The following is a 21,172-nucleotide window of genomic DNA, read 5'->3' as shown; positions in this document are numbered from 1 at the left end:
GAGCGAGCCCGCCGCGCCGCCTGACGCTCAGCGCTCCCCGGCCGGTTCCAGCCACTGGCGGGCGAGGTCGCGTACGGCCTCCAGCCAGCGCTCGCGCTGCTCGCCCGCGGCGATCGCGTCCGCCGCGGCGTGCAGGACGGTGAACAGGATCGTGGCCGCGATGTGCGGATCCACCGGGCGGAACGCGCCGTCGTCCATGCCGCGCCGCAGCGCCCTGGCGATGGCGGCGATGGTGTCGATCGGGCCGTCGTCCGTGAGCTCGGAGTTGGCGTGGAAGACGGCGGCGTGCAGGCCGCCGGGGCGGGAGATCTCCTCGATGGCCGCCGCGCACTCGGCGTCGAGGGTGGCCCACCAGTCGATCGGCTCGGTGGAGTCGGCGAGCCGGTGGAAGCGGTCCACGTACTCGCGCAGCACGCGCTCGCGCACCGCGGCGAGCATCTCCTCCCAGGAGGAGAAGTAGACGTAGAACGTGCCCTTGGCGGCGTCGGCCTCGGTGGTGACGGCCTGGACCCAGTTCGTCACCTGCCGGCCGGAGCGCAGGAGCCGGATGGCGGCGTCGATGAGCTCGGCGCGCCTGGCCTCGGGGGAGAGGCGACGGCGGCTCCTGGAGGTGACCACCGCACCAGGCTAGCGATCCCGGCCGTGGTGAGCGACGCGCAGCTCGCTGACGCCGCGCAGGTTGACGTGCTCCCGGTACGGCGGCGGATCGGCGACGAGCCGGGGCTCCCTGGCACCCGTGGTCACTATGTCAACGGCGGGAAGCTGGTATGGTTATATCCACTGCTGGGCCTTCTCGGCCGGAGCTTCTCCGGCGCCCGAGGAGGCTTTTTTCATGCCCGGACTCCGACTCCGCGGCCCTTTTCACCCCATTCAGCAGTAAGGATCGACCATGTCTCTCCGTACGGACGCAGCGGCTCGCGCAGGCACCTGGACGCTGGGCGACCTGACCGTCAACCGGCTCGGCTTCGGCGCCATGAGGCTCACCGGCCGCACCGCCTTCTCCGCCGACGCCAGCGGTGACCGCGAGCGTTCGATCGGCGTGCTGCGCCGCGCGATCGAGCTGGGCGTCAACCACCTCGACACCGCCGCGTTCTACTTCTCACCCCGCCTGTCGGCCAACGAGCTGATCAACCGGGCGCTGGCCCCGTACCCCGACGATCTGGTCATCACCACGAAGGTCTGGCCCGCCAGGAACCCGTCGGGGGAGTGGTGGTGGGCCACCCCCGAGCAGCTCCGCGGTCAGGTCGAGGAGAACCTGCGCCAGCTCGGCCGCGACCACCTCGACGTGGTGAACCTGCGCGTCCCGCCCAGCGAGCGCAACGGCTCGATCGCCGACCACTTCGGCGCGCTGGCCGACCTGCGCACCGCCGGCCTTGTCCGCCACCTCGGCGTCTCCAACGTCACACCCGCCCAGCTCGCCGAGGCGCGGGCCATCGCGCCGGTCGTGTGCGTGCAGAACCCGTTCGGCGTCGGCGCGCCGGCCGGGCAGCGGGAGATGCTGCGGCTGTGCGGCGGGAACGGCATCGCCTTCGTGCCGTTCTTCGCGATCGCCGGCGCCGGGCGCGAGGCGGGCGCGGGGGCGGCCGAGGAGGAGGCCGTGCTCGCCGTCGCCCGGGAACATGGGGCTACGGCTGCTCAGGTCCGGCTGGCTTGGACGTTGGGGTTGGGGGCGCATGTGCTCGCCATCCCGGGGACGGGGGATCCCGATCATCTCGTGGAGAACGTGGGGGCGGGGGAGTTGGTGTTGTCCGAGGAGGAGATGGAGCGCCTGGGGGCTGTCGGCCGGGCGTGAGTGAGGTGGTGGCCGGGGTGCAGGAGTCCGGGGCGGTGCGTCTTGTGCCTTGGTGCCGCTCGCATGAGGGGTGCGGCGGTGGCGCACCCGGCCGCCACCGCCCTGTGACGGTGGCGCGCGCCCGCTCACGCTGCGGCATGACAGCGCATCCGCCACCTGCCTCGACCATGGCGGCGCGCCCGCCACTACCGCGCCACGGTGACTACTCCTGCGCCGTGTCACCGAGCGACTCGAGCAGCCCGCGCAGCAGCCCCGCCAGCTGATCGCGCTCCTTCGGGCTCAACCCAGCGAGCAACCGAGCCTCGTTCTCGACGTGCGGCCCCACGAGCTCATCGATCTTCGCCAGCCCCTGAGCAGTCAGCCGCACCCGGATCGAACGCCGGTCCTCCTCATCCGGCCACCGCTCGACCAGCCCCTTCGCCGCGAGCCTGTCGATCCGGTTGGTGATGGCTCCGGAGGTCACCATGGCGGCCCGGTTCAGCGACCCCGCCGTCAGCTCGTACGGGGAGCCGGCCCGCCGCAGCGTGGCCAGCACGTCGAACTCCCACCGCTCCAGCCCGTGCGCGCCGAAGAACTCCTTCAGCTCCCGATCCAGCACCCGCGACAGCCTGCCGATCCGCCCGATGATCCCCATGGGCCAGGCGTCGACGTCGGGTCGTTCGCGCTGCCACTGGCTCAGGATCAGGTCCACCACGTCGGCCAACGGGCCCTCCTCTCGCCTGCTCGACGGCGTGCCGGTCACCCCGCGAGCAAACTATCTCAATGTTCATCTACTTGACGTTGAGCTACCAGGCGTGCTGTTATCTCAACGTTGAGATTATCAACGTGGAGGGAACAATATGACCACCAACTTGCGGGCCTGGCTCGGTGTCGCCGCCATCACAGCCAGCCTGTTCGTCTTTCTCACGACCGAGCTGATGCCGGTCGGCCTGCTCACCCCGGTCAGCTCCAGCCTGCACATCTCGGTGGGGGTCGCCGGGCTCATGGTCACCCTGTACGGCGTTTCCGCCGGGCTGGGCGTGCCGTTCATCGTGGCCTGGACCAGACGCGTCAACCGGCGCGTGCTGCTGTCGGCGCTGCTGGTGATCCTCACCGTGGGCAACTGCGTCACCGCCGTGGCGCCGACGTTCCCGCTGGTGCTGACGACGCGCCTGGTCATGGGGTTCGCCAGTGGCGTGTTCTGGGCCATCGGGGTGAGCATGGCGATGCGCCTGGTCCCGGAACGCCAGGCCAGCAGGGCGGCCGCGGTCGTGATGTCGGGCATCTCGATCGCCGCGGTCGTCGGCATCCCACTGGGGACCGTGCTGGAGAGCCTCACCGACTGGCGTACCACGTTCCTCATCTGGAGCGGTCTGAGCGCGCTGGTGCTGCTCGCCGTGGCCACCACCGTCCCGTCGCTGCCGTCGGCGAACGCGGTGCCGGTCAGGGAGGTCTTCGTGCTGCCGTTCAGGAACGTGCCACTGCGGCTGGTGCTGTGCACGGTCGTGCTCTTCGTGCTCGGCCACTTCGGCGCGTACACCTTCGTGCGGCCCTTCCTTGAGGGCAACACCTCCGCCGCGCCCGCGTTCATCACGGTCGTGCTGATGATCTACGGCGTCGGCGGCGCCATCGGTAACTTCATCGCCGGATACACCGTGAACCGGAGCCTGCGAGGCAGCTTCATCGCCGGCTGCGCGGGGCTCGTGGTCTCGCTGCTGTTGCTGCTCACCATCGGTCACGGGCAGGCCGGGTCGATCGTGGCGCTGGTCCTGTGGGGTGTCTCCTTCGGTGTGGTGCAGCTGTGCCAGGTGAACATGACGCAGGCCGCCGCCCCCGACACCTTCGAGGCCGCGATGTCGCTCAACACCATGGCGTACAACACCTCGATCGCGATCGGAGCCCTCGTCGGCGGGCTGTTGGCCGATCACCTGGGCGTCACGAGCGTCGTCTGGTTCGGGGTGGCACTGACCGCGGGCTCCCTGCTCCTTACCCTCGTCACCGGACGTGGCGGCTCGCGCACCACCACCCACTCCGCCTCCGGTGAGAAACTGACGGCCAGCCGATGAGCCGTTCCCGGTGGGCGGATGGCATGCCGTCCACCGGGAACGAGGTGCCGCCCGCCCCCTGGAATGTCAGCCGCGACGGCTACGGTCGGTCGTCATGACACCTGAGACCTCCATCGATCCCGACGCACCCGCCCCCTCCGTCAGACAGAGCCGCCCCGAGCAGCCACATGAGGCAGAGCCGCCCGCAACCAACCGCATCGGGCAGGGTCCGCCCGTGGCCAGGCGGCAGGCGAGCCTCAGCTCGCCGGTGAGAGGTGGCGGACTCGCACGGTGTTGAGCGTCGTCCGGCCGTCCTTGGTCTCCTCGCAGGTGCCTGCTTTCACGAAGCCGTGCTGTTCGTAGATGCGGTCCAGCTCGGCACTTTCGGCCCAGTGGTCCAGGCCCACGGCCGGTGCTCCAGACGATTCGGCCTGGCGAGCGGCCTCTTCCAGGAGGGCGCGGCCCACGCCCTGCCCCGACGGCCCCCGGGCGGACATGACGGTGTGGATGAACAGCGCGCCGTCAGGGATCAGGCTTGGCGGGATGCGTGGTGGAGGGGTGGGGGCCAGGGCGAGGAGGCCCACGCAGGTGGTGGCGCGTTCGGCCGTCGTGATGGCGCCCTGTGCTGTCCAGGTCGTGAAAAGCTCGGGGAAGCCGGGGATGCGCGAGAACGGCACGGTGCCCCATTGCTCGGTGCGACCTCGGGCGACGAGCCAGGCGAGGACGGAGTCCATGAGTGCGAGCAGGGCGGGGATGTCGTGCGGGGTGGCTGGGCGCAACGTGATGTGCTGGTCGTCCGACATGCTCGTCTCCCGGGGGAGTAGGATGCTGGCGGGAGAAACTTTAGTTTTCTAAGGATTAGATTGTCAAAGCGAAGCCTGATCGATGCCGTCGCCAGGGCCGTACAGGACCTGCAGGACGCCACCGACGTCCTCGACGAGCGAGCCGCCCGCCGCCTCGCCATCAACCGCACGGACCTGCGCTGCCTGAGCCGGTTGAGCAGGCGCGGGCCGCTGACGGCCAGCGAGCTGGCGACCGCCGCCGGGCTCACCGGCGGCGCCATGACCACCGTGATCGACCGGCTCGAGCAAGCCGGGCTGGCGGAGCGGCGTCGCGACACCGCCGATCGCCGTCGTGTTCTTGTGCACCTGACCGGGCAGGCGGAGCGGATCAGTGCGGAGATCTGGGGGCCTGTTCTGGAGGATGCGCAGGTGGAGCTGGGGAGGTTCAGTCTGGCGGAGTTGGCGGTGGTCGAGAGGTTTCTGGCGCTGGCGCTGAAGAACCAGCGGGATCACGCGGAGCGTCTGCGGCATGAGGCGCCTTCGCGGGGGGCGAGCGGGAGGCGGCACGGAGCGGGTGCGGAAGGGGCTGCTCAAACAGCTGGATGAGGAGAGGAGCGGATCTAGCCGCCGACGCCTCGGCTGGTCTCCCGGATCCCGGCCTCGGCCAATGCGTAACGCGGAGGTCGGATGGTCGGTACATGTCGGTATCGATGCCCCACATGCAATGATCTTCATAGCCTCCTCCGATGATGGAAGGAAATGAGAATGCGCCTCAGCCTCCCCCGCAGCGCCCTGCCGGCAGTGGCGGCCCTGGACCTGCTCCTCGCCTCATTGCTGCTTGTGGGACTCTTGACGCCCACGCCAGCAGGACTGGTGGCCGCGGCGTTGGTAGCACCTCTGTCCGCCATGGGATACGTGCACGCGTACCGGCTGTTCAAGGCCGCTCGTGAGACCGGTGCCACGCCATGGGAGGCGCTGAGGACGGTCGCCGATGCCCTGGTGCCGTTGCAGATACGCATGCTCGTGAGAGCGGAGCACAGAAACCTGGCCAGCCTCGCCCTGTGGGTCAGGCGGCGCCAGGACGGGGTGGCGCCGGGCGCCACCGCCCTGGCGTATGCGAAGAGTCAGCGGCCGCTGCTGATGATGCTGCTGTTCGCCGTGGTCGTGCAGGCGATCGCCCTGGAGTGGATGCTGGCGGCCTCGAACGCCGCGCCCGGCCTGCGCGCCATCGTCATGGCGGCCGATGTCTATCAGCTCCTGTTCGTGCTGGCCCTCGGGGCCGCCTCCACCACCCGGCCGCACGTGGTGACCGCGGAGGAACTGCGCATCCGCTATGGCGGCTACTTCGACCTGCGCGTCCCGCGTGAGCTGATCGCCTCGGTGAAGGTGAGCCGCAACTACAACGCGCGCGGTGTGATCAAGGTGACGGGCGGCCGCCTCACGCTGGGAGTGGACGCCCAGACCAACCTGATCGTCAATCTGACCAGGCCGATCGCCGTCACCAGGCCCCTCGGTCGCCGCGAGCACGTCACCACGATCCAGTTCTACGCTGACGACCCGGGCTCAGCCTTGAGAAGCCTGGAAGAGCGTTCCTGAACCAGGTCCGCCCACGATCACACGTGCCCGGCGGGTTTCCCGCCGGGCACCACCGAGGTGCGGACCGACGAGGCGGCTTTCCACGTCGTGCGGACTCACCTCCACGACTCCTTGAACCTGCGGCACCCGCCTCAGGCGGCTTGCGGCGCAGATGCCGGCTTTCGGGTCCAGGCGGCTCGCGATCGTCGGCCAGGTCATCGGCCCGTGGGCTCGGCCGACCTGGGGTAGAGTGACCGCATGCGTTCCTGATCTTGCCCGTCCCCGCGTCCGAGGCCATCAGCCCGGCGGGGTGCGTTCCTCCACGAGGTCAGGTCTTTCATGTTCACCGCGACATCGCGCCTGTGCTCCTCATCGCCTCGGGGGCCGCCGTCATCGGCCTGTGCCCGCCCCCGTAAGACGTCTGTTTCGAGAGGAGACGGCAGATGATCGACACTCGCCTCAACGGCCAGAACGTCCTGGTCACCGGCGGAGCAGGGAACATCGGGGCGGCGATCAGCCGCGCGTTCGCCGCCCAGGGCGCCCGGGTCGCGATCCACTATCTCGCCCAGGACCGGCCCGTACCCGGGAGCGTGGAACAGGCGCACCTCACCCCCGATGCCGGCGTGGCCGCTGAGCTGGCCCGCGAGCTGGGCAGCGGCGCCTTCACCGTCAGCGCCGACCTGTCGGAACCCGACGCCGCCGCCAGGCTCGTCGACGCGGTGACCGGTCAGGCCGGGCCGATCAACGTCCTGGTCAACAACGCGGCGCACTGTGAGGTGCCGGACGATGTCGACAGGCTCACCCACGGCTCGCTGGAGCGGCACTATCAAGTCAATGCCATCGCGCCGGCCCTCCTCACGGCCGAGGTCGTCCGCCGGCGCCGTGGTGAGGAGCCTCTGTGCGTCGTCAACATCACCACGGACGCCGCCCGCGCCTTCCCTGGTCAGACCGGCTATGGGACGTCGAAGGCCGCGCTGGAGGCGCTCACCCGGTCCACCGCGCTTGACCTGGCCGCGCGGGGCATCCGGGTCAACGCCGTCGCGCCCGGCCCGGTGCAGACCGGCTGGATGACGCCGGACGTTCTGGCCCACTCGACCGGGATCGTGCCGATGGGCAGGGTCGGCGAGCCGGAGGACATCGCCGACGCGGTGGTGTATCTGGCCTCCTACCAGGCCCGCTGGATCACCGGCCAGGTTCTCCAGGTGGCCGGCGGCCATGCCTTGTAAGGCCGTGCGTGGCGTCGGGGTCGGTTGAGCGGCTGGCTGTGGCTCGCCGGCCGACTCAGGTTGGGCGGCGTGCGGCTGCGGCACCGCGACGCTGTGACCTGCGATGATCGCGAGGTGAACCGGGAGAGAGGGCAGGCGGCGCCGCACAAGCATGCAGCAAGTCGCGAAAACCCCTGTATATGGCGCCGGGCCCGGACGCCGTTCCAGGATACGACCCCGCCTGTCCCTTCTGCCACAGAGCCCCCCGCTAGATCAATTCAGCAGCGCCACCAACTGCTCCTCCTCGTACTCCAGATGAGCCTCAAGCTCCCGGGTGAGCCGCTCCACCTCCACCAGCAGCTCACCGGGCACCACGTCATCACGCCGCAGCAACTCCTGCAGCTCTCCGAGCAGCCGCGCGACAACCGCGTGCTCGTCCCGCAGCCGCGCGATCACCGGCTCCAGCTCCGGATACCGCTCCTCCAGCACAGGGAACATGCCGGCGTCCTCCCGCGAGTGGTGCACGTGCAGCCCCTGGCACATGGTCAGGCAGTTGACCCGCAGCTGGGCGGCCAGGTGCGGGCCGGAGGCGGCCACTTCGCGGCGGATCAGGGCCAGCTCGCGGCGGAAGCCGTCGTGCATGGCGATCAGAGCGTCGCCCAGGCGGGCGGCGGGCGGGCCGAAGTCGGTAGGGATCAGCGCCACGACGGGCAGGGTCCGCCCGGACCTCTCCTCGTAGGCGCCCCAGCCCGGGTCCAGTTCGACGGCGCGGGCGAACAGGTGCTCGCGCTCCTCGCCGTCGAGGATCACCGCCTTGGCCTGGTACGTGAAGAGGCCCGTCTCCACCGTGGCCTGCGGATCGGCCAGCAGGTTGTGATACCAGGCCGGGTGCTTGGGAGAGCCGCCGGCGGAGGCGATGACGAGGAGGCGGTCGCCGTCGGGCAGGTAGCCGAGCGGCGTGGTGTGCGGGGCGCCCGATCGGGCGCCGGTGGTGGTCAGCAGGAGCAGCCTGGCTCCTTCGAAGGGGCCGCCGACCTGGCCCTTGTTCGCGCGGAATTCGTCGATGATCTGCTGGTTGAAGTCCATGGGCATGCTGGTTTTCTGCTCCCGGCGGGTTGACGTGTCGAAAGGAAACGGAGAACCCGCGCGGGCATGCCGACGCGCAGCGGGTTCTACGACACCGCCGGGGGCATGGGATGACGCGCGGGCGCGGTGCGCTCAGGCACGTCCGACAGTGTGAGTGGTCACGGCGTCATCCCCTTTGATTCGGCGCCTCCATGCCTCGACCGTCCTCCCGGCCGGCGACACGCGACGCGACGGTTATTACGCCCATATCCCGGCGACCCTGTCAAGCCACAGCGGAAGCTCCCTTGGAGACGCAGGCGAGAGTCGAACTCGCACGCACCGGCTTTGCAGGCCGGCCTCCGCACCGGCGAACTGCGCCACGAAAACACCTCCGTGTGGGGTCCCGTTACAAGATCGCGATATCGAGAGACAGCACCGGGATCCTCTCGCCGAGCTCACCATGAGTAGCTGAATCGCGGGTGAGCCGGAGCCAGGTGATGTCAGTGGCGGTGACGCGAACTCGCGACCTCAATGTGGGGCCCCGGCTTTCCCTGGGCTGTGCCTTGGGCCTTGCCGGCCGGAGCGGCGATCGGGCAGGACCGCCGCCCCGACATCGCCACCAGTTCAGAGGATCCTGATCCCCTGGATGCGGACCCCGCCGGGATGGTTCGGCCAGGTGAACACGGTCCACTTCGGGATCGGCTGAGCCGGCTGCCACCTTCCGTCCCCGTACCACTGGACGCGGTTGTTACCGGTCGAGATCCGGGTGACCCACCAGACATCCTGGACGTACATATCCGTTCCGGCGTTGGCGTAGCAGTAGTCGGCTGAGGAGTCGCCGGTTGCGTGGATTGTGGCGCGCACGAGGTCGGTCCGGCCGGCGCACGGGACCTCATTGATCGCGTACGCGGCCGTCGGGAGGGCGACGGCAAGTGAGGCCGTCACCGCGATGGACGCCAGAGCGGCCACGCCCGCGCGTTTGGCGATGCGTTTCATGGACTTCTCCTTTGCAGGTGAGAATTCATGCCGGTGGAAACGAGTGCATCGGTGCTGATCTCCACCTTCGTCGCATCGCCAGGGGACAGAAAGTGCATTGTGCGGCCTATGGACTGTCAGTACCAGGCTGTCTCAGATGTCGTGGCAGCACATACTGGGGTATATGGGCGGATCCAGGGAATTAGGCAAGGCGCTACGCGGCTGGCGCGACCGTATCTCTCCCGCCGCGCTAGGAGTGACCGCCAGGGGGGTACGGCGGGCCGCCGGGTTACGGCGCGAGGAACTGGCGCAGTTGGCCGGCCTGTCGGTGGACTACATCGTCCGCCTGGAACAGGGCCGGGCCACTTCCCCCTCAGCGCAGGTGCTGTCCGCGCTGGCCCGCGCGCTGCGGCTGTCGGAGGCCGAGCGCGAACATCTCTTTCTCCTCGCGGGCCAGCCGCCACCAGGCCCCGGAAAGGTGCCGGCCCACATCCCGCCGAGCGTCAGAAGGCTGCTCGACCAACTCGACGGCACGGCGCTGAACGTGTGCGACGCGAGCTGGAACATCATCCTGTGGAACCCGTTGTGGGCTGCCTTGTGCGGGGACGCGTCCACCTGGCGCAGACGCGAGCGCAACGTCGCCTGGCGGATCTTCACCGGGGGCAGCCACACCCCCGAGCAGGCGAGCCGGTTCGAGGCGGCCGTCGTCGCCGATCTCCGGGCGGCGACCGCCCGCTACCCCGCCGATGCCGGTCTGCGCTCCTTGATCGAGGACTTACGGGCCGTCAGCCCCAACTTCGCGCACCTGTGGGACACCGGAGCCGTAGGCGTCCACGAACCCCACACCACGACCATCCACCACCCCGACGCCGGCACGCTCACCCTCGACTGCGACATCCTCACCGCCCCCGGCAGCGACCTGCGCATCGTCGCCTTCACCGCCGCCCCCGGCAGCGCCGCCGCCGACCGGCTCAAACTCCTCACATCATCGGCGCCGGCGCCATGACCGAAGACAGCACCACGCGATACCGGCATCCCGCCGGCCTGGCCATGGGCCCGGCGTAGAGGTGCTGCCAGGCGATCTCGGCATGGGGGTCACCGCGGTCCACCGTCGGCCGGCCGTCCTCCGCCACTCCTGACACCCTGCACGCTCTATCACCGATAGTGAGCCAGAGCCCGGAAACATCAGTAGCCCCAGCAGGATTCGAACCTGCGACTGACCCGGCTTCGTAGGCCGGCGCTCTGTCCCATTGAGCTATGGGGCCGTACCCCGTACCGGACTCGAACCGGCGATTTCCCGGGTGAAAGCCGGGCGTCCTGACCGCTGGACCAACGGGGCCTCGTACGTCCGGCGGGATTCGAACCCGCACCGTCCGGCTCCTTAGGCCGGTGCCTCTCCCATTGGGCTACGGACGCCTGCGAGCCGCAGCGGGGACTCGAACCCCGTCCTGCTGGGTGGAAGCCAGCTGCCTTACCAGTTCGGCCTCTGCGGCATGGTGGACCGACGGGATCTCGAAACCCGAACTCCTGCTTGCAAGGCAGGTGTGATGCCTTTTCACCATCAGCCCATGGTGCTCCGCTGTTGAATTGTCAAACGGCACGACAAAAGAAAAGGCCGCCTGGTGGTCACCTGGCGGCCTCCGGAATACTCCTCTTCGGGGTTTATCCAGAAGCCGTCCTGAGCAGGGCGCAGCCGAGCGCCGCAGGTCGGCGGCAGTAACACCGTTCCTGCATGAGTGCGGCGGCTGCGCGGAGCATTGCGGGCCCTTTCTGGTCTGTGCTGCGGCGGGACAGTCGGTGCCGCCCCGGTTCCGTTGTCGTTCACATTAATGGCCACCCGATGGGCGTGCCACCTATTTATCGGGGACGCGCGGGCGGGCGATTCGGTTTCATCCGGGCGCCATTCTGCTGAGCCGTTCCCAGGCGCGGTATTGCTCGGCGCGGCCCTGTTCCAGTTGCAGCACGATGTCGTAGGAGGCGCTGCCGACGACCAGCCGGGTCGGCGGCTCCGGCATGCCGGCCACCTCCATGACGACCGGCGCGGCGGTGCTCGGGTCGGGCCCGGCGTCGTCGCCCCACATCTCGGCCAGCCTGGCGCGCAGCTCCGCGTAGGCGGGGTTCGGCTCGGTCATGGTGGTGCCCGCCGTGAACAGGCCGGTGTCGTAGCCGCCCATGCCGAGGATGGTGACCTTGACGCCGAACGGCTCGACCTCCATGGCCAGGGCCTGGCTGATGGAGTCGAGGGCCGACTTGCCTGCCGCGTACATGCCGGTCGAGGCGAAGCCGCCGCCCGCGCCCATCGAGGTGACCTGGAGGAGGTGGCCGGAGCCCTGGGCGCGCAGGTGGGGCACGACGGCCTGGGTGACCCAGACGGCGCCGAAGAAGTTGACGTCGAAGTGGGCTCTGAGCTGCTCCTCCGTCGCCTCCTCGACCATGCCGAGCAACATGGCGCCGGCGTTGTTGACCACGACGTCGAGCCTGCCGAACGCGGCCACGGCCCGGTCCACGCCCTCGAAGACGGCCGTGCGGTCGGACACGTCGAGCGGCAGGCGTACGAGATCGTCAGGATATCTCTGGACCAGATCCTCCAGCGGCTGCACGTTGCGGGCCGCGGCCACGACCTGGTCCCCGGCGGCCAGGGCCGCCTCCGCGAAGGCGCGGCCGAGGCCCCGCGACGCACCGGTGATGAACCACACTCGGGTCAAGACTCTCTCCTAGGGATAGAAGCGAGACGAGCCGTCTCGTCTCGCTGACTGCCCCAACTGTGGGCCATGGCCACACCAATGTCAAGACGGAACGTCTCGTCTCGTTGGAGTGCTATGCTGCCTCGCATGCCGAAGCACCCCGATCCCGCGCGCCGCAGCGAGCGCTCCCGCCAGGCCATCCTCGGCGCCGCCCGCGAGCTGGTCTCCGAGGCGGGATACGCCAAGGTCTCCATCGAGGCCATCGCCGCCCGGGCCGGGGTGGGCAAGCAGACGATCTACCGCTGGTGGCCGTCCAAGGGGGCGGTGGTCTTCGACGCGTTCCTCGCGCTGAGCGAGGCGGGCGCGGACGGCGGCATGGCGCTGCCCGACACCGGCGACATCGAGGCCGACCTGAAGCTGGTGATGCGGGCCACGGTGGCGGAGTTCGCCGATCCGGCGTTCGAGGCGCCGATCCGGGCGCTCAACACGGAGATCATCAACGATCCGGCGCTCGCCGCGCAGTACCGCGAGCGGCTGGCCGGGCCGGTGGACGAGGCCAAGAAGGATCGGCTGCGCAGCGCGCAGCGGGCCGGGCAGATCGCCGCCGACGCCGACCTCGACCTGGCGCTGGAGATCCTGTACGCGCCCCTCTACCAGCGCTGGCTGCACCGCTCGGGCCCGCTGACCCCCGAGTACGCCGACGCCCTGGTGGATCTCTTCCTGAAAGCCGTGCGCCCATGAGCCGGCTTGACGTTGACGTGGCGTCAACGTCTTAACTGGGACCATGCGGATCGGAGAGCTGGCCGCGCTGCTCGGGGTGTCCACCCGGACCGTGCGCTACTACCACCATCAGGGCGTGCTGCCGGAGCCGCCGCGCCTGTCCAACGGCTACCGCGAGTACGGCATGCGCGACGCCGTGGCGCTGGCCCGCGTCCGCCGGCTGGTCGAGCTGGGCCTGAGCCTGGACGAGGCGCGCGACGTCATCGCCGAGGACCGCTCCAGGGAGCTGCCCGAGATCCTCACCGAGATCGACGCTGACCTCGCGGCGCAGGAGCGCGAGATCCGCCGCCGCCGGGCCCGCCTGGCGGAGGTGCTGGCCCGCGCCAAGGACGGCGCGCTCGGCCCCGACGACACCGCCTCACCCGACCTGGTGGACTTCCTGCGGGTGGTGGACGTGCCCGCGTCCGGCAGCGCCGCCTGGGACCGCGACCTGCTCCTGCTCGTGGACACCATGTCGGCGGGAGCCGAGCAGGAGCGGGCGCTCACCATGCTCGACACGCTGGCCGCCGACCCCGCGACGGCGGAGCGCGGGCAGGAGTTCTACCGCAGGCTGGACGAGCTGGCCGGCGCCGAGCCCGGCGACCCCCGCGTGGCGCCACTGGCGGCCGAGCTGGCGGACTACAGCATGGAGCACCTGCTGCACCTGCAGCCCGGCGCCGACTGGGACCTCGCTCAGCTGGAGCCCTTCCTGGACGGGCTGGCCCCCGCGCAGGCCGAGGTCGTCCGGCAGGCCACCCGCCTCATCGAAGCGAAGTTTCAGTCGATAACAAAAATGCAATCGACTTAAAGTTTGCAGTACGCTCCAGTCCCATGACCGAAGGACTGCGCGAGCGCAAGAAGCGGCAGACCAGGCAGCGCATCTCCGAGGTGGCCATCGGCCTGTTCGTGGAGCGCGGCTTCGACCACGTCACGATCGCCGAGGTCGCCGCAGCCGCCGAGGTGTCGGTGAACACCGTCTACAACTACTTCCAGGCCAAGGAGGACTTGGTCCTGCCGCCCGAGGAGGCCTCGCCGCAACGGCTGGCCGACATCGTGCGCGAGCGCGCCCCCGGCGAGTCGGCGGCGGGCGCGGTGCTGGCCCGGCTGCGCCAGGAGGTGCGCGGGTGCGAGCGCCAGGTGGGCCTGACGCCCGGGTTCGGGCGGGTGCTGGAGATGATGCGGGCGGCGCCGACGCTCACCGCCCGGCTGGAGGCGCTCGGCCACCAGATGACCGACGCGCTGGCCGGGCTGCTGGCCGAGGAGAGCGGTGCGGCGAAGGACGATCCGCTGCCGCGCGTGATGGCCTGGCATCTCGGCTGCCTGCACGCGCTGGTGCTGGGCGAGATCGGCCGGCGCACGGCGGCGGGGGAGCGGCCGGAGGAGATCGCGCGGGCCGTGCTGGAGCTGCTGGACGTGGCCGAGAGCGTGCTGGGCGAGCGCGTCCTGACCTATGCCGTACGAGGGGAGTGACCGTGTTCAGGGTGACGATCAGGGGCAAGTTCAAGGGGCTCGACGACGCGGGCAGGGCTGCCGTGCTGGCGGCGGCCGGGGCCGGGTACACCGAGGCCGGCACGTTCACGCACGACGCGAGCGTGTCGGTGTTCACGTTCCGCTGCCAGGTGCCGCTCGACGGGGACGATGACGACGCGGACGTGGGCGCGCTGGCGGCGATGGAGGCGCTGGAGGCGTACGGGCTGCCGCACGAGATCCTCAAGGTCGCGGTGACCGACATGCGGGACATCAGAATTCGCCGCAAACAGGGGTGAAACTATCCGGTGGGTCCGGACAGGTATGAGATGTCGGACCATTCGGATGAGAGCAGGCAGCGTGCCCCACCATGACCGCAAGCAGCGCTTCGAGGTGATCTACGTTGCCCACTATTCCGACATCCTCGCCTACATCCGGCGGCGCACCGACTCCCACGACGACGCCGCCGACGCCCTCGCCGAGACGTTCACCACGGCCTGGCGCCGCCTGGACGACCTTCCGCAGGGGCCGGACGCCCGCCTGTGGCTGTTCGGCGTGGCACGCCGCGTGCTGGCCAACGGCCGCCGCGCCGAGTCGCGTCGCGGCGAGCTGGTGGAGCGGCTGGGGCGACAGCTCGCCGGGTGGGCCGAGCACACCGAGGCAGGGGAGAGCCTGGCCGGGGTGCGGGAGGCGTTCGCGCGGCTGAGCCCCGACGACCGGGAGCTGCTGTCGCTGGCCGGTTGGGAGGGGCTGGGCTCCGACGAGATCGCCACCGTGCTGGGCTGCTCGCGCGCCAACGCCCGGCTGCGGCTGCACCGGGCCCGCAAACGACTGGCCAGGCACCTGGACGCGGCCGGCATCGACCTGGCGCGCATCGGCCTGCGTGCCGTCGCGATGACGAGGGGGGCGCTGTGATGCACGAGATCGACCGCCTGGTGGCCGGCATCGCGCCCGACCCCGGGCCCGGGATGACGCCGATCGCCAGGGAGCTGCTGGAGGAGATCACCTCCGTTCCCGTCGCCGGATCCCGCCGCCGCAGGTGGCCTGCCCTGCCCCGGCCGCGCAGGTGGGCGGCCGTGCCGGTGCTGGCGGCGCTGACGGCCCTGCTGTCCGTCGGCGTCGCCCAGGCGCCCGCCTCCGCCGCCCTGGACATCGACGTGGTGGACGGCCACTACGTGATCACGGTCAAGGACCTGATGGCCGATCCGGAGGTGTACCAGCGCGAGCTGCGGGCCAGGGGCCTGGACATCTCGCTCGCCCTGGTGCCGACTTCCGCGAGCATGACGGGACGGATGTTCGTGATCAACGACCTGGACCGGCTGCGAGCTGGCGAGTCGGTGCCCGCCGAGGGCCCGATCACCACCATCGACTCCCCGGGCCCGTGCGAGCGGTCCATGGGCTGCCCCGTCGGGCTGAAGGTGCCGATCGACTTCGACAAGAAGGCCAGGATCACGCTCGGCAGGCGAGCCCTGCCCGGCGAGCGGTACAAGATGCCGCCCGGCATCGCCCTTCCCGGCGAGCCCCTGCACTGCGTGGACTTCGTCAACAAGAGCGTCACCGACGTCTCGGCACTGCTGCGCGAGCGCGGCGTCACGCCGTCGTACATCGCGTACGGCAAGCCCGTCAGCTTCACGTCCCCCGGCGGCTGGTACGTGCACGACGGCGTCATGAGCGCCGACGGCCTGGCCCTGCTGCTGGTCGGCGCCGAGCCCGCCGCCGAGCGCGAGCCGATGCCGCAGCCCGGCTGCTGAGCCTTCCCCGATACCAACCTGACCTGAGCCTTTCCTCACCAGCCTGACCTGCGCTGAGTCCAGGTCAGGCGCCGAACGCCCCGACCCCCGTCACCGCCATGCGCTGTCTTCAGCCTGCGCGGCACCCCGTCATGCCCCGAGATCGGATTTCGCGTGCTCACCGACACCCGGGTGGCGCTCCCGCCGCAGCGCCACCTCGCCGGCCACCGCCTGTTCACCGCACTGCTGGCCCTGGCCGCCGCGCTGCGCGTGGTGACGATGCTGGGCTACCGCCCCGTCACCCTCTACTGGTACGACTCCTTCACCTACCTCGACACCGCCGTGCACCCGGCCCCGTCGGCGACGTTCCATCCCATCGGCTACCCCCTGCTGCTGCGCGCGCTGCTGCCGTTCCACAGCGTGGAGCTGGTCGCAGCGGTTCAGCACGGCCTCGGCCTGGGCACCGGGGTGCTCCTCTACGCGGTGCTGCGCCGCAGGTCGGCCCCCGGCTGGGTGGCGGCCCTGGCCACGGTGCCGCTGCTGTTCGACGCCTCCTTCCTGCGCCTGGAGCACGGCGTGCTGTCCGACACGCAGTTCATCTTCCTCGTCGTGGCCGGGCTGGCCGTGCTGATGTGGTCGCGGAAGCTGTCCGTGCGCGCCGCCGCCGCAGCGGGCCTGCTGTTCGCCGCCGCCACGCTGACCAGGACCATCGCGCTGCCGCTGCTGCTGCTCGTCGTGCTCGTGCTGGGCGTGCGGCGCGTGGGGTGGCGGCCCCTGGCCGCGCTGGTCCTGGCCGCCGCGCTGCCGCTGGCCGGCTACGCGTCCTGGTACGCCGCCCACCACGGCCGCTTCGCCCTCAGCGGCGCCGACGGCGTCGCCCTGTGGGCCCGCACGATGACCTTCGCCGACTGCGCCCGCATCCAGCCGCCGCCCGAGCAGGCCCGCCTGTGCCCCAACGGCACGAAGGTGGACGCGGCCTCGGAGTACGTCTGGGCCCCTCAGGCGTCACTCAACCTGCTGCCCGGCGGCCGTTTCGCGCACAACGACCTGGCCCGCTCGTTCGCGATCGACGCGATCCTCGCCCAGCCGCTGGACTACCTGGGCCACGTCGTCCGCGACACCGCGATCGCCTTCTCCTGGACGCCGATCCCGCACCCCGACCGCACCACCCCCGCGTTCGGCTTCAGGAGCGGCCACTGGGAGCTGCCGGACCAGCCGCTGGTCGACCAGGTCAAGCGCGAGTACGACCCGGACATCCGCGGCCTGTCCTCGGTGTCCCCGTACGCCGACTTCCTCATCGCCTACCAGTACGCCGCCTACCTGCGCGGCCCGTTCCTCGGCGTGATCCTCCTGGCCGGCGCGGTCGCGGCGGTACGACGCCCCCGCGTCGCGCTGCTGCCGTGGGCCGTGGCGATGGGCCTGCTGGCCGGCCCGGTGGCGGTCCTGGACTTCGATCACCGCTACGTGCTGCCCGTCATCCCGGTCGCCTGCCTGGCCGCCGCACTCATGCATCCCAGATCTGGGATAGAATCCCAGATGTGAGAGACCTGGACGATGTGGACGCCCGGCTCGCCGACCGCCTGGCCGAGCTGCGCGTCGAGCGCGGCTGGTCGCTGGAGGAGCTGGCGCAGCGCTCCGGCATCAGCCGCTCGACGCTGTCGCGGCTGGAGCGCGCCGAGATCAGCCCCACGGCGTCGCTGCTGGGCAAGCTGTGCGAGGTGTACGAGCGGACGATGTCCCGGCTGCTGGCCGAGGTGGAGGACGAGCCGCCGCGCCTGCTGAGCGCCGGGCAGCAGCCGGTGTGGCGGGACGAGGAGTCGGGGTTCGTGCGCCGCTCGGTCTCCCCGCCGCATGCGGGGCTGCGCGGCGAGGTCGTCGAGGCGACGCTGCGGCCGGGGGCCGACATCTCCTACGACGCGCCGCCCGTACCTGGGCTGGAGCAGCACATCTGGGCGCTGGAGGGCGCCGTGGAGATCACCGCGAACGGCCGCACGCACCTCGTGGAAGCCGGCGGCTGCCTGCGCTTCCGCTTGTGGGGCGCCTCCCGCTTCCGCTGTCCCGGCCCGGGCCCGTCCCGCTACGCGATCTTCCTTGTGCTGCCGTGAGAAGGGAACCCATGCGCACCATCGCCCGCCTGTCCGCCGAGGAGTTCGAGCACTGCGTCAAGGAGCTGGCCGGCCTGCTGGTCGACGCCGTGGACGACGGCGCCTCCCTGGGGTTCGTGCAGCCGTTCGACCACGAGGCCGCGGCGGCGTGGTGGCGGGCGCAGGCCCCGGCGGTGGCCGCGGGCAGCCTGCACGTCTGGGCGTGCCGGGTGGACGGCGTCATGGCCGGCACCGTCGGCCTCCTCCCTGCCGCCAAGGCCAACGCCCGGCACCGCGCCGAGATCGTCAAGCTGATGGTCCACCGCGACGCCCGCGGCCAGGGCCTGTCACGCGCCTTGCTCGCCGTCGCCGAGCAGGCAGCCCTGGAGTCGGGGGCGAGCCTGCTCCTGCTCGACACCGAGACCGGCAGCACCGCCGAGCACGTCTACCTGTCCGGCGGATGGACCCGCTTCGGCGTCGTCCCCGGCTACGCCGCCTCTCCCGACGGCACCCTGAGCGACTGCAGCTTCTTTTACAAGCGGCTGACCCCTTCCGGCTAGCCGGGCGCCGGGCCTGCGTGTACGGTCGTGGCGCCCACACGTGCAAGGTCAGGGCGCTCCGCCGGAAGGAGATCTCCGTGCGACTCATTCCCGCAGCAGCGATTCTGCTCCTCACCACCCTCCTCGCCACGCCGGCCGCCGCCGATCCCGGGCCCCCGGGCCAGGTGCGGACCGACAAGGGGCTGGTCAAGGGCCAGGTGCTCGACGACCGCCGCCAGTTCAAGGGCATCCCGTACGCCGAGCCGCCGGTCGGCGAGCTGCGCTGGAAGGCGCCGCGACCGGCCCGGGCGTGGCAGGGCGTGCGCGACGCGACCGCGTTCGCCAGCCAGTGCGCGCAGCCCGCGACCCCCCTGGGCAACCCGCAGCCGACGTACGTCGAGGACTGCCTCTACCTCAACGTCACCACCCCGCGCCGCGCCGGGCGGCTGCCCGTCATGGTGTGGCTGCACGGCGGCGGCAACGTCAACGGCAACAGCGCCCTGTACGACGGCGCCAAGCTGGCGGTGGACGGCGGCGTCGTGGTCGTCACCGTCAACTACCGGCTCGGCGTGCTGGGCTGGCTGGCCCACTCCGCGCTGGAGGCCGGCGAGCGCTACCAGAGCGGCAACTACGGCCTGCTCGACCAGCAGGCGGCGCTGCGCTGGGTACGCCGCAACATCGCGGCCTTCGGCGGCGACCCGGGCAACGTGACCCTGTTCGGCGAGTCGGCCGGCGCCGCAGACACCTGCGCCCACCTGGCCTCACCGCCGGCGGCGGGGCTCTTCCACCGCGCGATCCCGCAGAGCTACAGCTGCGCCTGGCCCACCAGAACCGAGACCGAGGCCGAGACCGCCGGGGCCGCCTTCGCCACCGCCGTGGGCTGCTCCGACGCCGCCTGCCTGCGCGCGCTGCCGGTCAAGACCCTGCTGGAGGGCTATCAGGAGGCCAACCCGTACCCCGTGGCAGGAGCCGACGACGTGCTGCCCGAGCAGCCGCGCGACGCCTTCGCCTCGGGGCGCTACCACCGCATGCCGATCATCCACGGCAACACGCTGGACGAGGTGCGGCTGTACGTCTCCGCGCAGTTCCCGCAGCCGATCACGGCGGCGCAGTACGAGGGGTTCGCGCGCCAGACGTACGGCGCGGACGCCGACGCGGTCCTGGCCCGCTACCCGGCCGCCGACTACCCCGACCTGCGGATCGGGATCGCGACCATACTGACGGACTTCGGCACGCCGCTGGCCACCTGCGGCCACCTGGACGCGCTGCGCCTGTTCGCCCGCTCCGGCGTGCCGGTCTACGGCTACCAGTTCGCCGACAGGACGGCGCCGCCGCTGATCGACGTGCCGGGCTTCGAGGAGGGCGCCTACCACGCCTCCGAGCTGATGTACCTCTTCCCCGGCCTGCTGCCCGGCACCGAGCTGAACGCCGAGCAGCGGCGGCTGTCGGACGCCATGGTCGGCTTCTGGACGTCGTTCGCCGCCACCGGACGCCCCAAGCCGGCGCTGTGGCCGCGCTTCCGCTCGGCGGGCGACGTGCTGAGCCTGGCGCCCGGCCCGCGCGGCATCCGTACGGTGAACACGGCCAAGGCGAGCAACTGCGCGTTCTGGGCGTCGCTGGGCACCACGCCGCGGATCAGGACAGGGATCGGGTGAGCGCGTCCAGGTCGGCCAGCCGCGCGGCCGGCGCGAGCAGCCCGGCCGTGGCGACGAGCAGCAGCTCGGTGACCGCGATCTCGTGTGCGAGCGGCGCGATCGGGCCGCTCGCCTCACGCGGCAGGCTGATCAGCAGCTGCGCCTGGGCGGCCAGCGGTGACCCCCAGGCGTCGGTGACGAGCACCAGGCGCGCGCCGCGCTCGTGCGCGGCCCGCACGAAGCGGGCGGTGTCGGGGGAGTAGCGGCGGAAGTCGTAGGCCACGACCACGTCGGACGGCCCCAGGTCCAGCACCGTACGGGCCCGGGCGGGCACAGAGCCGGGCACCCGGTGCGCGCCGGGGCGCAGGCTGGCGAGCTGGCGGATCAGGTACTCGGCCGCCAGCTCGCTCAGCGGCCCGCCCAGCGCCCACACGGTCCTGGCCTCCGCCAGCAGCTCCGCCGCCTTCTGGCAGAGCGACTCTGGGACGGCGGCCAGCGTGCCGTCGAGCCCGGCCCGCAGGTCCTCCGCCGCCTGCCCGAGCCCTGAGGGGCCGGCGACGTGCTCCAGCAGCTGCGAACGGTCGCGGGCCCCGTGCCGCACCGCCGCCTGGAACGCGGCGAACCCGCCGAACCCCAGCCGGTCGAACAGCCGCGACGCCGTCGGCGGGCTCACCCCCGCCCGCTCGGCCAGGGCGCGCAGCGAGCCCAGCGCCGCGAACGGATAGTCGTCGAGCAGCACCCGCACGACGGCACGCTCCCCTGGCGGCAGCTCGGGATAGACGGCGCCGAGCCGGGCCGCGATCGTCTCGTTCTCCACAATGACAAATGTTACACCGTCCACCATTTGACGACATGTA

Annotated in this window: 23 protein-coding genes and 6 tRNA genes; 16 read left to right on the top strand and 13 right to left on the bottom strand. The window is 71.1% G+C overall.

Annotated elements, in window-relative coordinates; genetic code table 11:
• Positions 1-27: 27 nt before the first annotated feature.
• A complete protein-coding gene (locus LCN96_RS28260) occupies positions 28-618 on the bottom strand; it encodes a TetR/AcrR family transcriptional regulator (protein ID WP_225265448.1) in 591 nt (196 codons plus the stop codon).
• A gap of 271 nt (positions 619-889) precedes the next feature.
• Between LCN96_RS28260 and LCN96_RS28255 the strand changes: the two genes are divergently transcribed.
• Positions 890-1,792 (top strand): aldo/keto reductase, encoded by a 903-nt coding sequence (locus tag LCN96_RS28255; protein ID WP_225265447.1) that lies wholly within the window; start codon positions 890-892, stop codon positions 1,790-1,792.
• Positions 1,793-1,994: 202 nt separating this feature from the next.
• Here LCN96_RS28255 and LCN96_RS28250 read toward each other — a convergent pair whose 3' ends face one another.
• The gene (locus tag LCN96_RS28250) at positions 1,995-2,486 is read right to left on the bottom strand and encodes a MarR family winged helix-turn-helix transcriptional regulator (RefSeq protein WP_318528366.1); all 492 of its coding nucleotides are present in this window, start codon (positions 2,484-2,486) and stop codon (positions 1,995-1,997) included.
• Between the two features lie 145 nt (positions 2,487-2,631).
• Here LCN96_RS28250 and LCN96_RS28245 point away from each other — a divergent pair, with 145 nt between their 5' ends.
• Positions 2,632-3,837, top strand: coding sequence for an MFS transporter (locus LCN96_RS28245; protein WP_225265445.1), 1,206 nt, complete (start codon positions 2,632-2,634; stop codon positions 3,835-3,837).
• Between the two features lie 236 nt (positions 3,838-4,073).
• On the opposite strand, the gene LCN96_RS28240 is transcribed toward LCN96_RS28245, so the two are convergent.
• Entirely contained in the window at positions 4,074-4,619 is a 546-nt protein-coding gene (locus LCN96_RS28240; protein WP_225265444.1) for a GNAT family N-acetyltransferase, read from the bottom strand.
• A gap of 60 nt (positions 4,620-4,679) precedes the next feature.
• On the opposite strand from LCN96_RS28240, the gene LCN96_RS28235 reads away from it, so the two are divergent.
• The 3 genes from LCN96_RS28235 (at position 4,680) to LCN96_RS28225 (ending at position 7,399) form a co-directional block, all read left to right on the top strand.
• Entirely contained in the window at positions 4,680-5,204 is a 525-nt protein-coding gene (locus LCN96_RS28235) for a MarR family winged helix-turn-helix transcriptional regulator (RefSeq protein WP_225265443.1), read from the top strand.
• 159 nt (positions 5,205-5,363) lie between these two features.
• Entirely contained in the window at positions 5,364-6,194 is an 831-nt protein-coding gene (locus LCN96_RS28230) for a hypothetical protein (protein ID WP_225265442.1), read from the top strand.
• A 422-nt stretch (positions 6,195-6,616) separates the two neighbouring features.
• The gene (locus LCN96_RS28225) at positions 6,617-7,399 is read left to right on the top strand and encodes an SDR family NAD(P)-dependent oxidoreductase (RefSeq protein WP_225265441.1); all 783 of its coding nucleotides are present in this window, start codon (positions 6,617-6,619) and stop codon (positions 7,397-7,399) included.
• Positions 7,400-7,651: 252 nt separating this feature from the next.
• Here the strand turns inward: LCN96_RS28225 and LCN96_RS28220 are convergent, their stop codons facing one another.
• The 3 genes from LCN96_RS28220 to LCN96_RS28210 all read right to left on the bottom strand — a co-directional run bounded on the left by LCN96_RS28220 (position 7,652) and on the right by LCN96_RS28210 (position 9,439).
• The gene (locus tag LCN96_RS28220; RefSeq protein WP_225265440.1) at positions 7,652-8,470 is read right to left on the bottom strand and encodes a nitroreductase/quinone reductase family protein; all 819 of its coding nucleotides are present in this window, start codon (positions 8,468-8,470) and stop codon (positions 7,652-7,654) included.
• A gap of 279 nt (positions 8,471-8,749) precedes the next feature.
• Positions 8,750-8,822: transfer RNA gene (locus LCN96_RS28215), tRNA-Cys, on the bottom strand.
• A gap of 245 nt (positions 8,823-9,067) precedes the next feature.
• Positions 9,068-9,439, bottom strand: a complete 372-nt coding sequence (locus LCN96_RS28210) for a beta/gamma crystallin domain-containing protein (RefSeq protein ID WP_225265439.1) — start codon at positions 9,437-9,439, stop codon at positions 9,068-9,070.
• Positions 9,440-9,674: 235 nt separating this feature from the next.
• On the opposite strand from LCN96_RS28210, the gene LCN96_RS28205 reads away from it, so the two are divergent.
• Positions 9,675-10,424: a helix-turn-helix transcriptional regulator gene (locus LCN96_RS28205; RefSeq protein WP_263657326.1), complete on the top strand. Its 750-nt coding sequence runs from the start codon at positions 9,675-9,677 to the stop codon at positions 10,422-10,424.
• A gap of 183 nt (positions 10,425-10,607) precedes the next feature.
• Here LCN96_RS28205 and LCN96_RS28200 read toward each other — a convergent pair.
• The 6 genes from LCN96_RS28200 to LCN96_RS28175 all read right to left on the bottom strand — a co-directional run bounded on the left by LCN96_RS28200 (position 10,608) and on the right by LCN96_RS28175 (position 12,114).
• Positions 10,608-10,683: transfer RNA gene (locus tag LCN96_RS28200), tRNA-Arg, on the bottom strand.
• Between the two features lies 1 nt (position 10,684).
• Positions 10,685-10,757: transfer RNA gene (locus LCN96_RS28195), tRNA-Glu, on the bottom strand.
• Between the two features lie 4 nt (positions 10,758-10,761).
• Positions 10,762-10,834: transfer RNA gene (locus LCN96_RS28190), tRNA-Leu, on the bottom strand.
• A 5-nt stretch (positions 10,835-10,839) separates the two neighbouring features.
• A tRNA-Gly gene (locus tag LCN96_RS28185) sits at positions 10,840-10,911 on the bottom strand.
• Position 10,912: 1 nt separating this feature from the next.
• Positions 10,913-10,986, bottom strand: a tRNA-Ala gene (locus LCN96_RS28180).
• Between the two features lie 321 nt (positions 10,987-11,307).
• Entirely contained in the window at positions 11,308-12,114 is an 807-nt protein-coding gene (locus LCN96_RS28175) for an SDR family NAD(P)-dependent oxidoreductase (protein ID WP_225276076.1), read from the bottom strand.
• 135 nt (positions 12,115-12,249) lie between these two features.
• Here LCN96_RS28175 and LCN96_RS28170 point away from each other — a divergent pair, with 135 nt between their 5' ends.
• The 10 genes from LCN96_RS28170 (at position 12,250) to LCN96_RS28125 (ending at position 20,336) form a co-directional block, all read left to right on the top strand.
• Complete coding sequence (locus LCN96_RS28170; RefSeq protein ID WP_225265437.1) at positions 12,250-12,843, top strand: TetR/AcrR family transcriptional regulator; 594 nt, start codon at positions 12,250-12,252, stop codon at positions 12,841-12,843.
• A 43-nt stretch (positions 12,844-12,886) separates the two neighbouring features.
• Positions 12,887-13,669: a MerR family transcriptional regulator gene (locus LCN96_RS28165; RefSeq protein WP_225265436.1), complete on the top strand. Its 783-nt coding sequence runs from the start codon at positions 12,887-12,889 to the stop codon at positions 13,667-13,669.
• A gap of 23 nt (positions 13,670-13,692) precedes the next feature.
• Positions 13,693-14,331: a TetR/AcrR family transcriptional regulator gene (locus tag LCN96_RS28160; protein WP_225265435.1), complete on the top strand. Its 639-nt coding sequence runs from the start codon at positions 13,693-13,695 to the stop codon at positions 14,329-14,331.
• Between the two features lie 2 nt (positions 14,332-14,333).
• Positions 14,334-14,627 (top strand): DUF6204 family protein, encoded by a 294-nt coding sequence (locus LCN96_RS28155; RefSeq protein ID WP_225265434.1) that lies wholly within the window; start codon positions 14,334-14,336, stop codon positions 14,625-14,627.
• A 61-nt stretch (positions 14,628-14,688) separates the two neighbouring features.
• Positions 14,689-15,243: an RNA polymerase sigma factor gene (locus LCN96_RS28150; RefSeq protein ID WP_225265433.1), complete on the top strand. Its 555-nt coding sequence runs from the start codon at positions 14,689-14,691 to the stop codon at positions 15,241-15,243.
• The gene (locus LCN96_RS28145) at positions 15,243-16,079 is read left to right on the top strand and encodes a hypothetical protein (protein WP_225265432.1); all 837 of its coding nucleotides are present in this window, start codon (positions 15,243-15,245) and stop codon (positions 16,077-16,079) included. Before LCN96_RS28150 ends, LCN96_RS28145 begins: the two co-directional genes overlap by 1 nt.
• 153 nt (positions 16,080-16,232) lie before the next feature.
• Entirely contained in the window at positions 16,233-17,600 is a 1,368-nt protein-coding gene (locus LCN96_RS28140; protein WP_225265431.1) for a hypothetical protein, read from the top strand.
• A complete protein-coding gene (locus LCN96_RS28135) occupies positions 17,597-18,163 on the top strand; it encodes a helix-turn-helix domain-containing protein (protein WP_225265430.1) in 567 nt (188 codons plus the stop codon). Before LCN96_RS28140 ends, LCN96_RS28135 begins: the two co-directional genes overlap by 4 nt.
• A gap of 11 nt (positions 18,164-18,174) precedes the next feature.
• Positions 18,175-18,702 (top strand): GNAT family N-acetyltransferase, encoded by a 528-nt coding sequence (locus LCN96_RS28130; protein WP_225265429.1) that lies wholly within the window; start codon positions 18,175-18,177, stop codon positions 18,700-18,702.
• 77 nt (positions 18,703-18,779) lie between these two features.
• The gene (locus LCN96_RS28125; RefSeq protein WP_225265428.1) at positions 18,780-20,336 is read left to right on the top strand and encodes a carboxylesterase/lipase family protein; all 1,557 of its coding nucleotides are present in this window, start codon (positions 18,780-18,782) and stop codon (positions 20,334-20,336) included.
• On the opposite strand, the gene LCN96_RS28120 is transcribed toward LCN96_RS28125, so the two are convergent.
• Entirely contained in the window at positions 20,317-21,132 is an 816-nt protein-coding gene (locus LCN96_RS28120) for a MurR/RpiR family transcriptional regulator (RefSeq protein WP_225265427.1), read from the bottom strand. The genes LCN96_RS28125 and LCN96_RS28120 overlap by 20 nt on opposite strands.
• Positions 21,133-21,172 lie beyond the last annotated feature (40 nt).

The sequence above is a fragment of the Nonomuraea gerenzanensis genome (assembly GCF_020215645.1).
Taxonomy (GTDB): domain Bacteria; phylum Actinomycetota; class Actinomycetes; order Streptosporangiales; family Streptosporangiaceae; genus Nonomuraea; species Nonomuraea gerenzanensis.
This window is presented reverse-complemented; position numbering and strand designations above follow the sequence as displayed.

Bases quoted from the DNA above. Each gene is read 5' to 3' on its own strand.
- LCN96_RS28245 (WP_225265445.1), top strand. From the start codon at position 2,632: ATGACCACCAACTTGCGGGCCTGGCTCGGTGTCGCCGCCATCACAGCC.
- LCN96_RS28165 (WP_225265436.1), top strand. From the start codon at position 12,887: ATGCGGATCGGAGAGCTGGCCGCGCTGCTCGGGGTGTCCACCCGGACC.
- LCN96_RS28160 (WP_225265435.1), top strand. From the start codon at position 13,693: ATGACCGAAGGACTGCGCGAGCGCAAGAAGCGGCAGACCAGGCAGCGC.
- LCN96_RS28220 (WP_225265440.1), bottom strand. From the start codon at position 8,470: ATGCCCATGGACTTCAACCAGCAGATCATCGACGAATTCCGCGCGAAC.
- LCN96_RS28145 (WP_225265432.1), top strand. From the start codon at position 15,243: ATGCACGAGATCGACCGCCTGGTGGCCGGCATCGCGCCCGACCCCGGG.
- LCN96_RS28255 (WP_225265447.1), top strand. From the start codon at position 890: ATGTCTCTCCGTACGGACGCAGCGGCTCGCGCAGGCACCTGGACGCTG.
- LCN96_RS28240 (WP_225265444.1), bottom strand. From the start codon at position 4,619: ATGTCGGACGACCAGCACATCACGTTGCGCCCAGCCACCCCGCACGAC.
- LCN96_RS28230 (WP_225265442.1), top strand. From the start codon at position 5,364: ATGCGCCTCAGCCTCCCCCGCAGCGCCCTGCCGGCAGTGGCGGCCCTG.
- LCN96_RS28210 (WP_225265439.1), bottom strand. From the start codon at position 9,439: ATGAAACGCATCGCCAAACGCGCGGGCGTGGCCGCTCTGGCGTCCATC.
- LCN96_RS28225 (WP_225265441.1), top strand. From the start codon at position 6,617: ATGATCGACACTCGCCTCAACGGCCAGAACGTCCTGGTCACCGGCGGA.
- LCN96_RS28130 (WP_225265429.1), top strand. From the start codon at position 18,175: ATGCGCACCATCGCCCGCCTGTCCGCCGAGGAGTTCGAGCACTGCGTC.
- LCN96_RS28170 (WP_225265437.1), top strand. From the start codon at position 12,250: ATGCCGAAGCACCCCGATCCCGCGCGCCGCAGCGAGCGCTCCCGCCAG.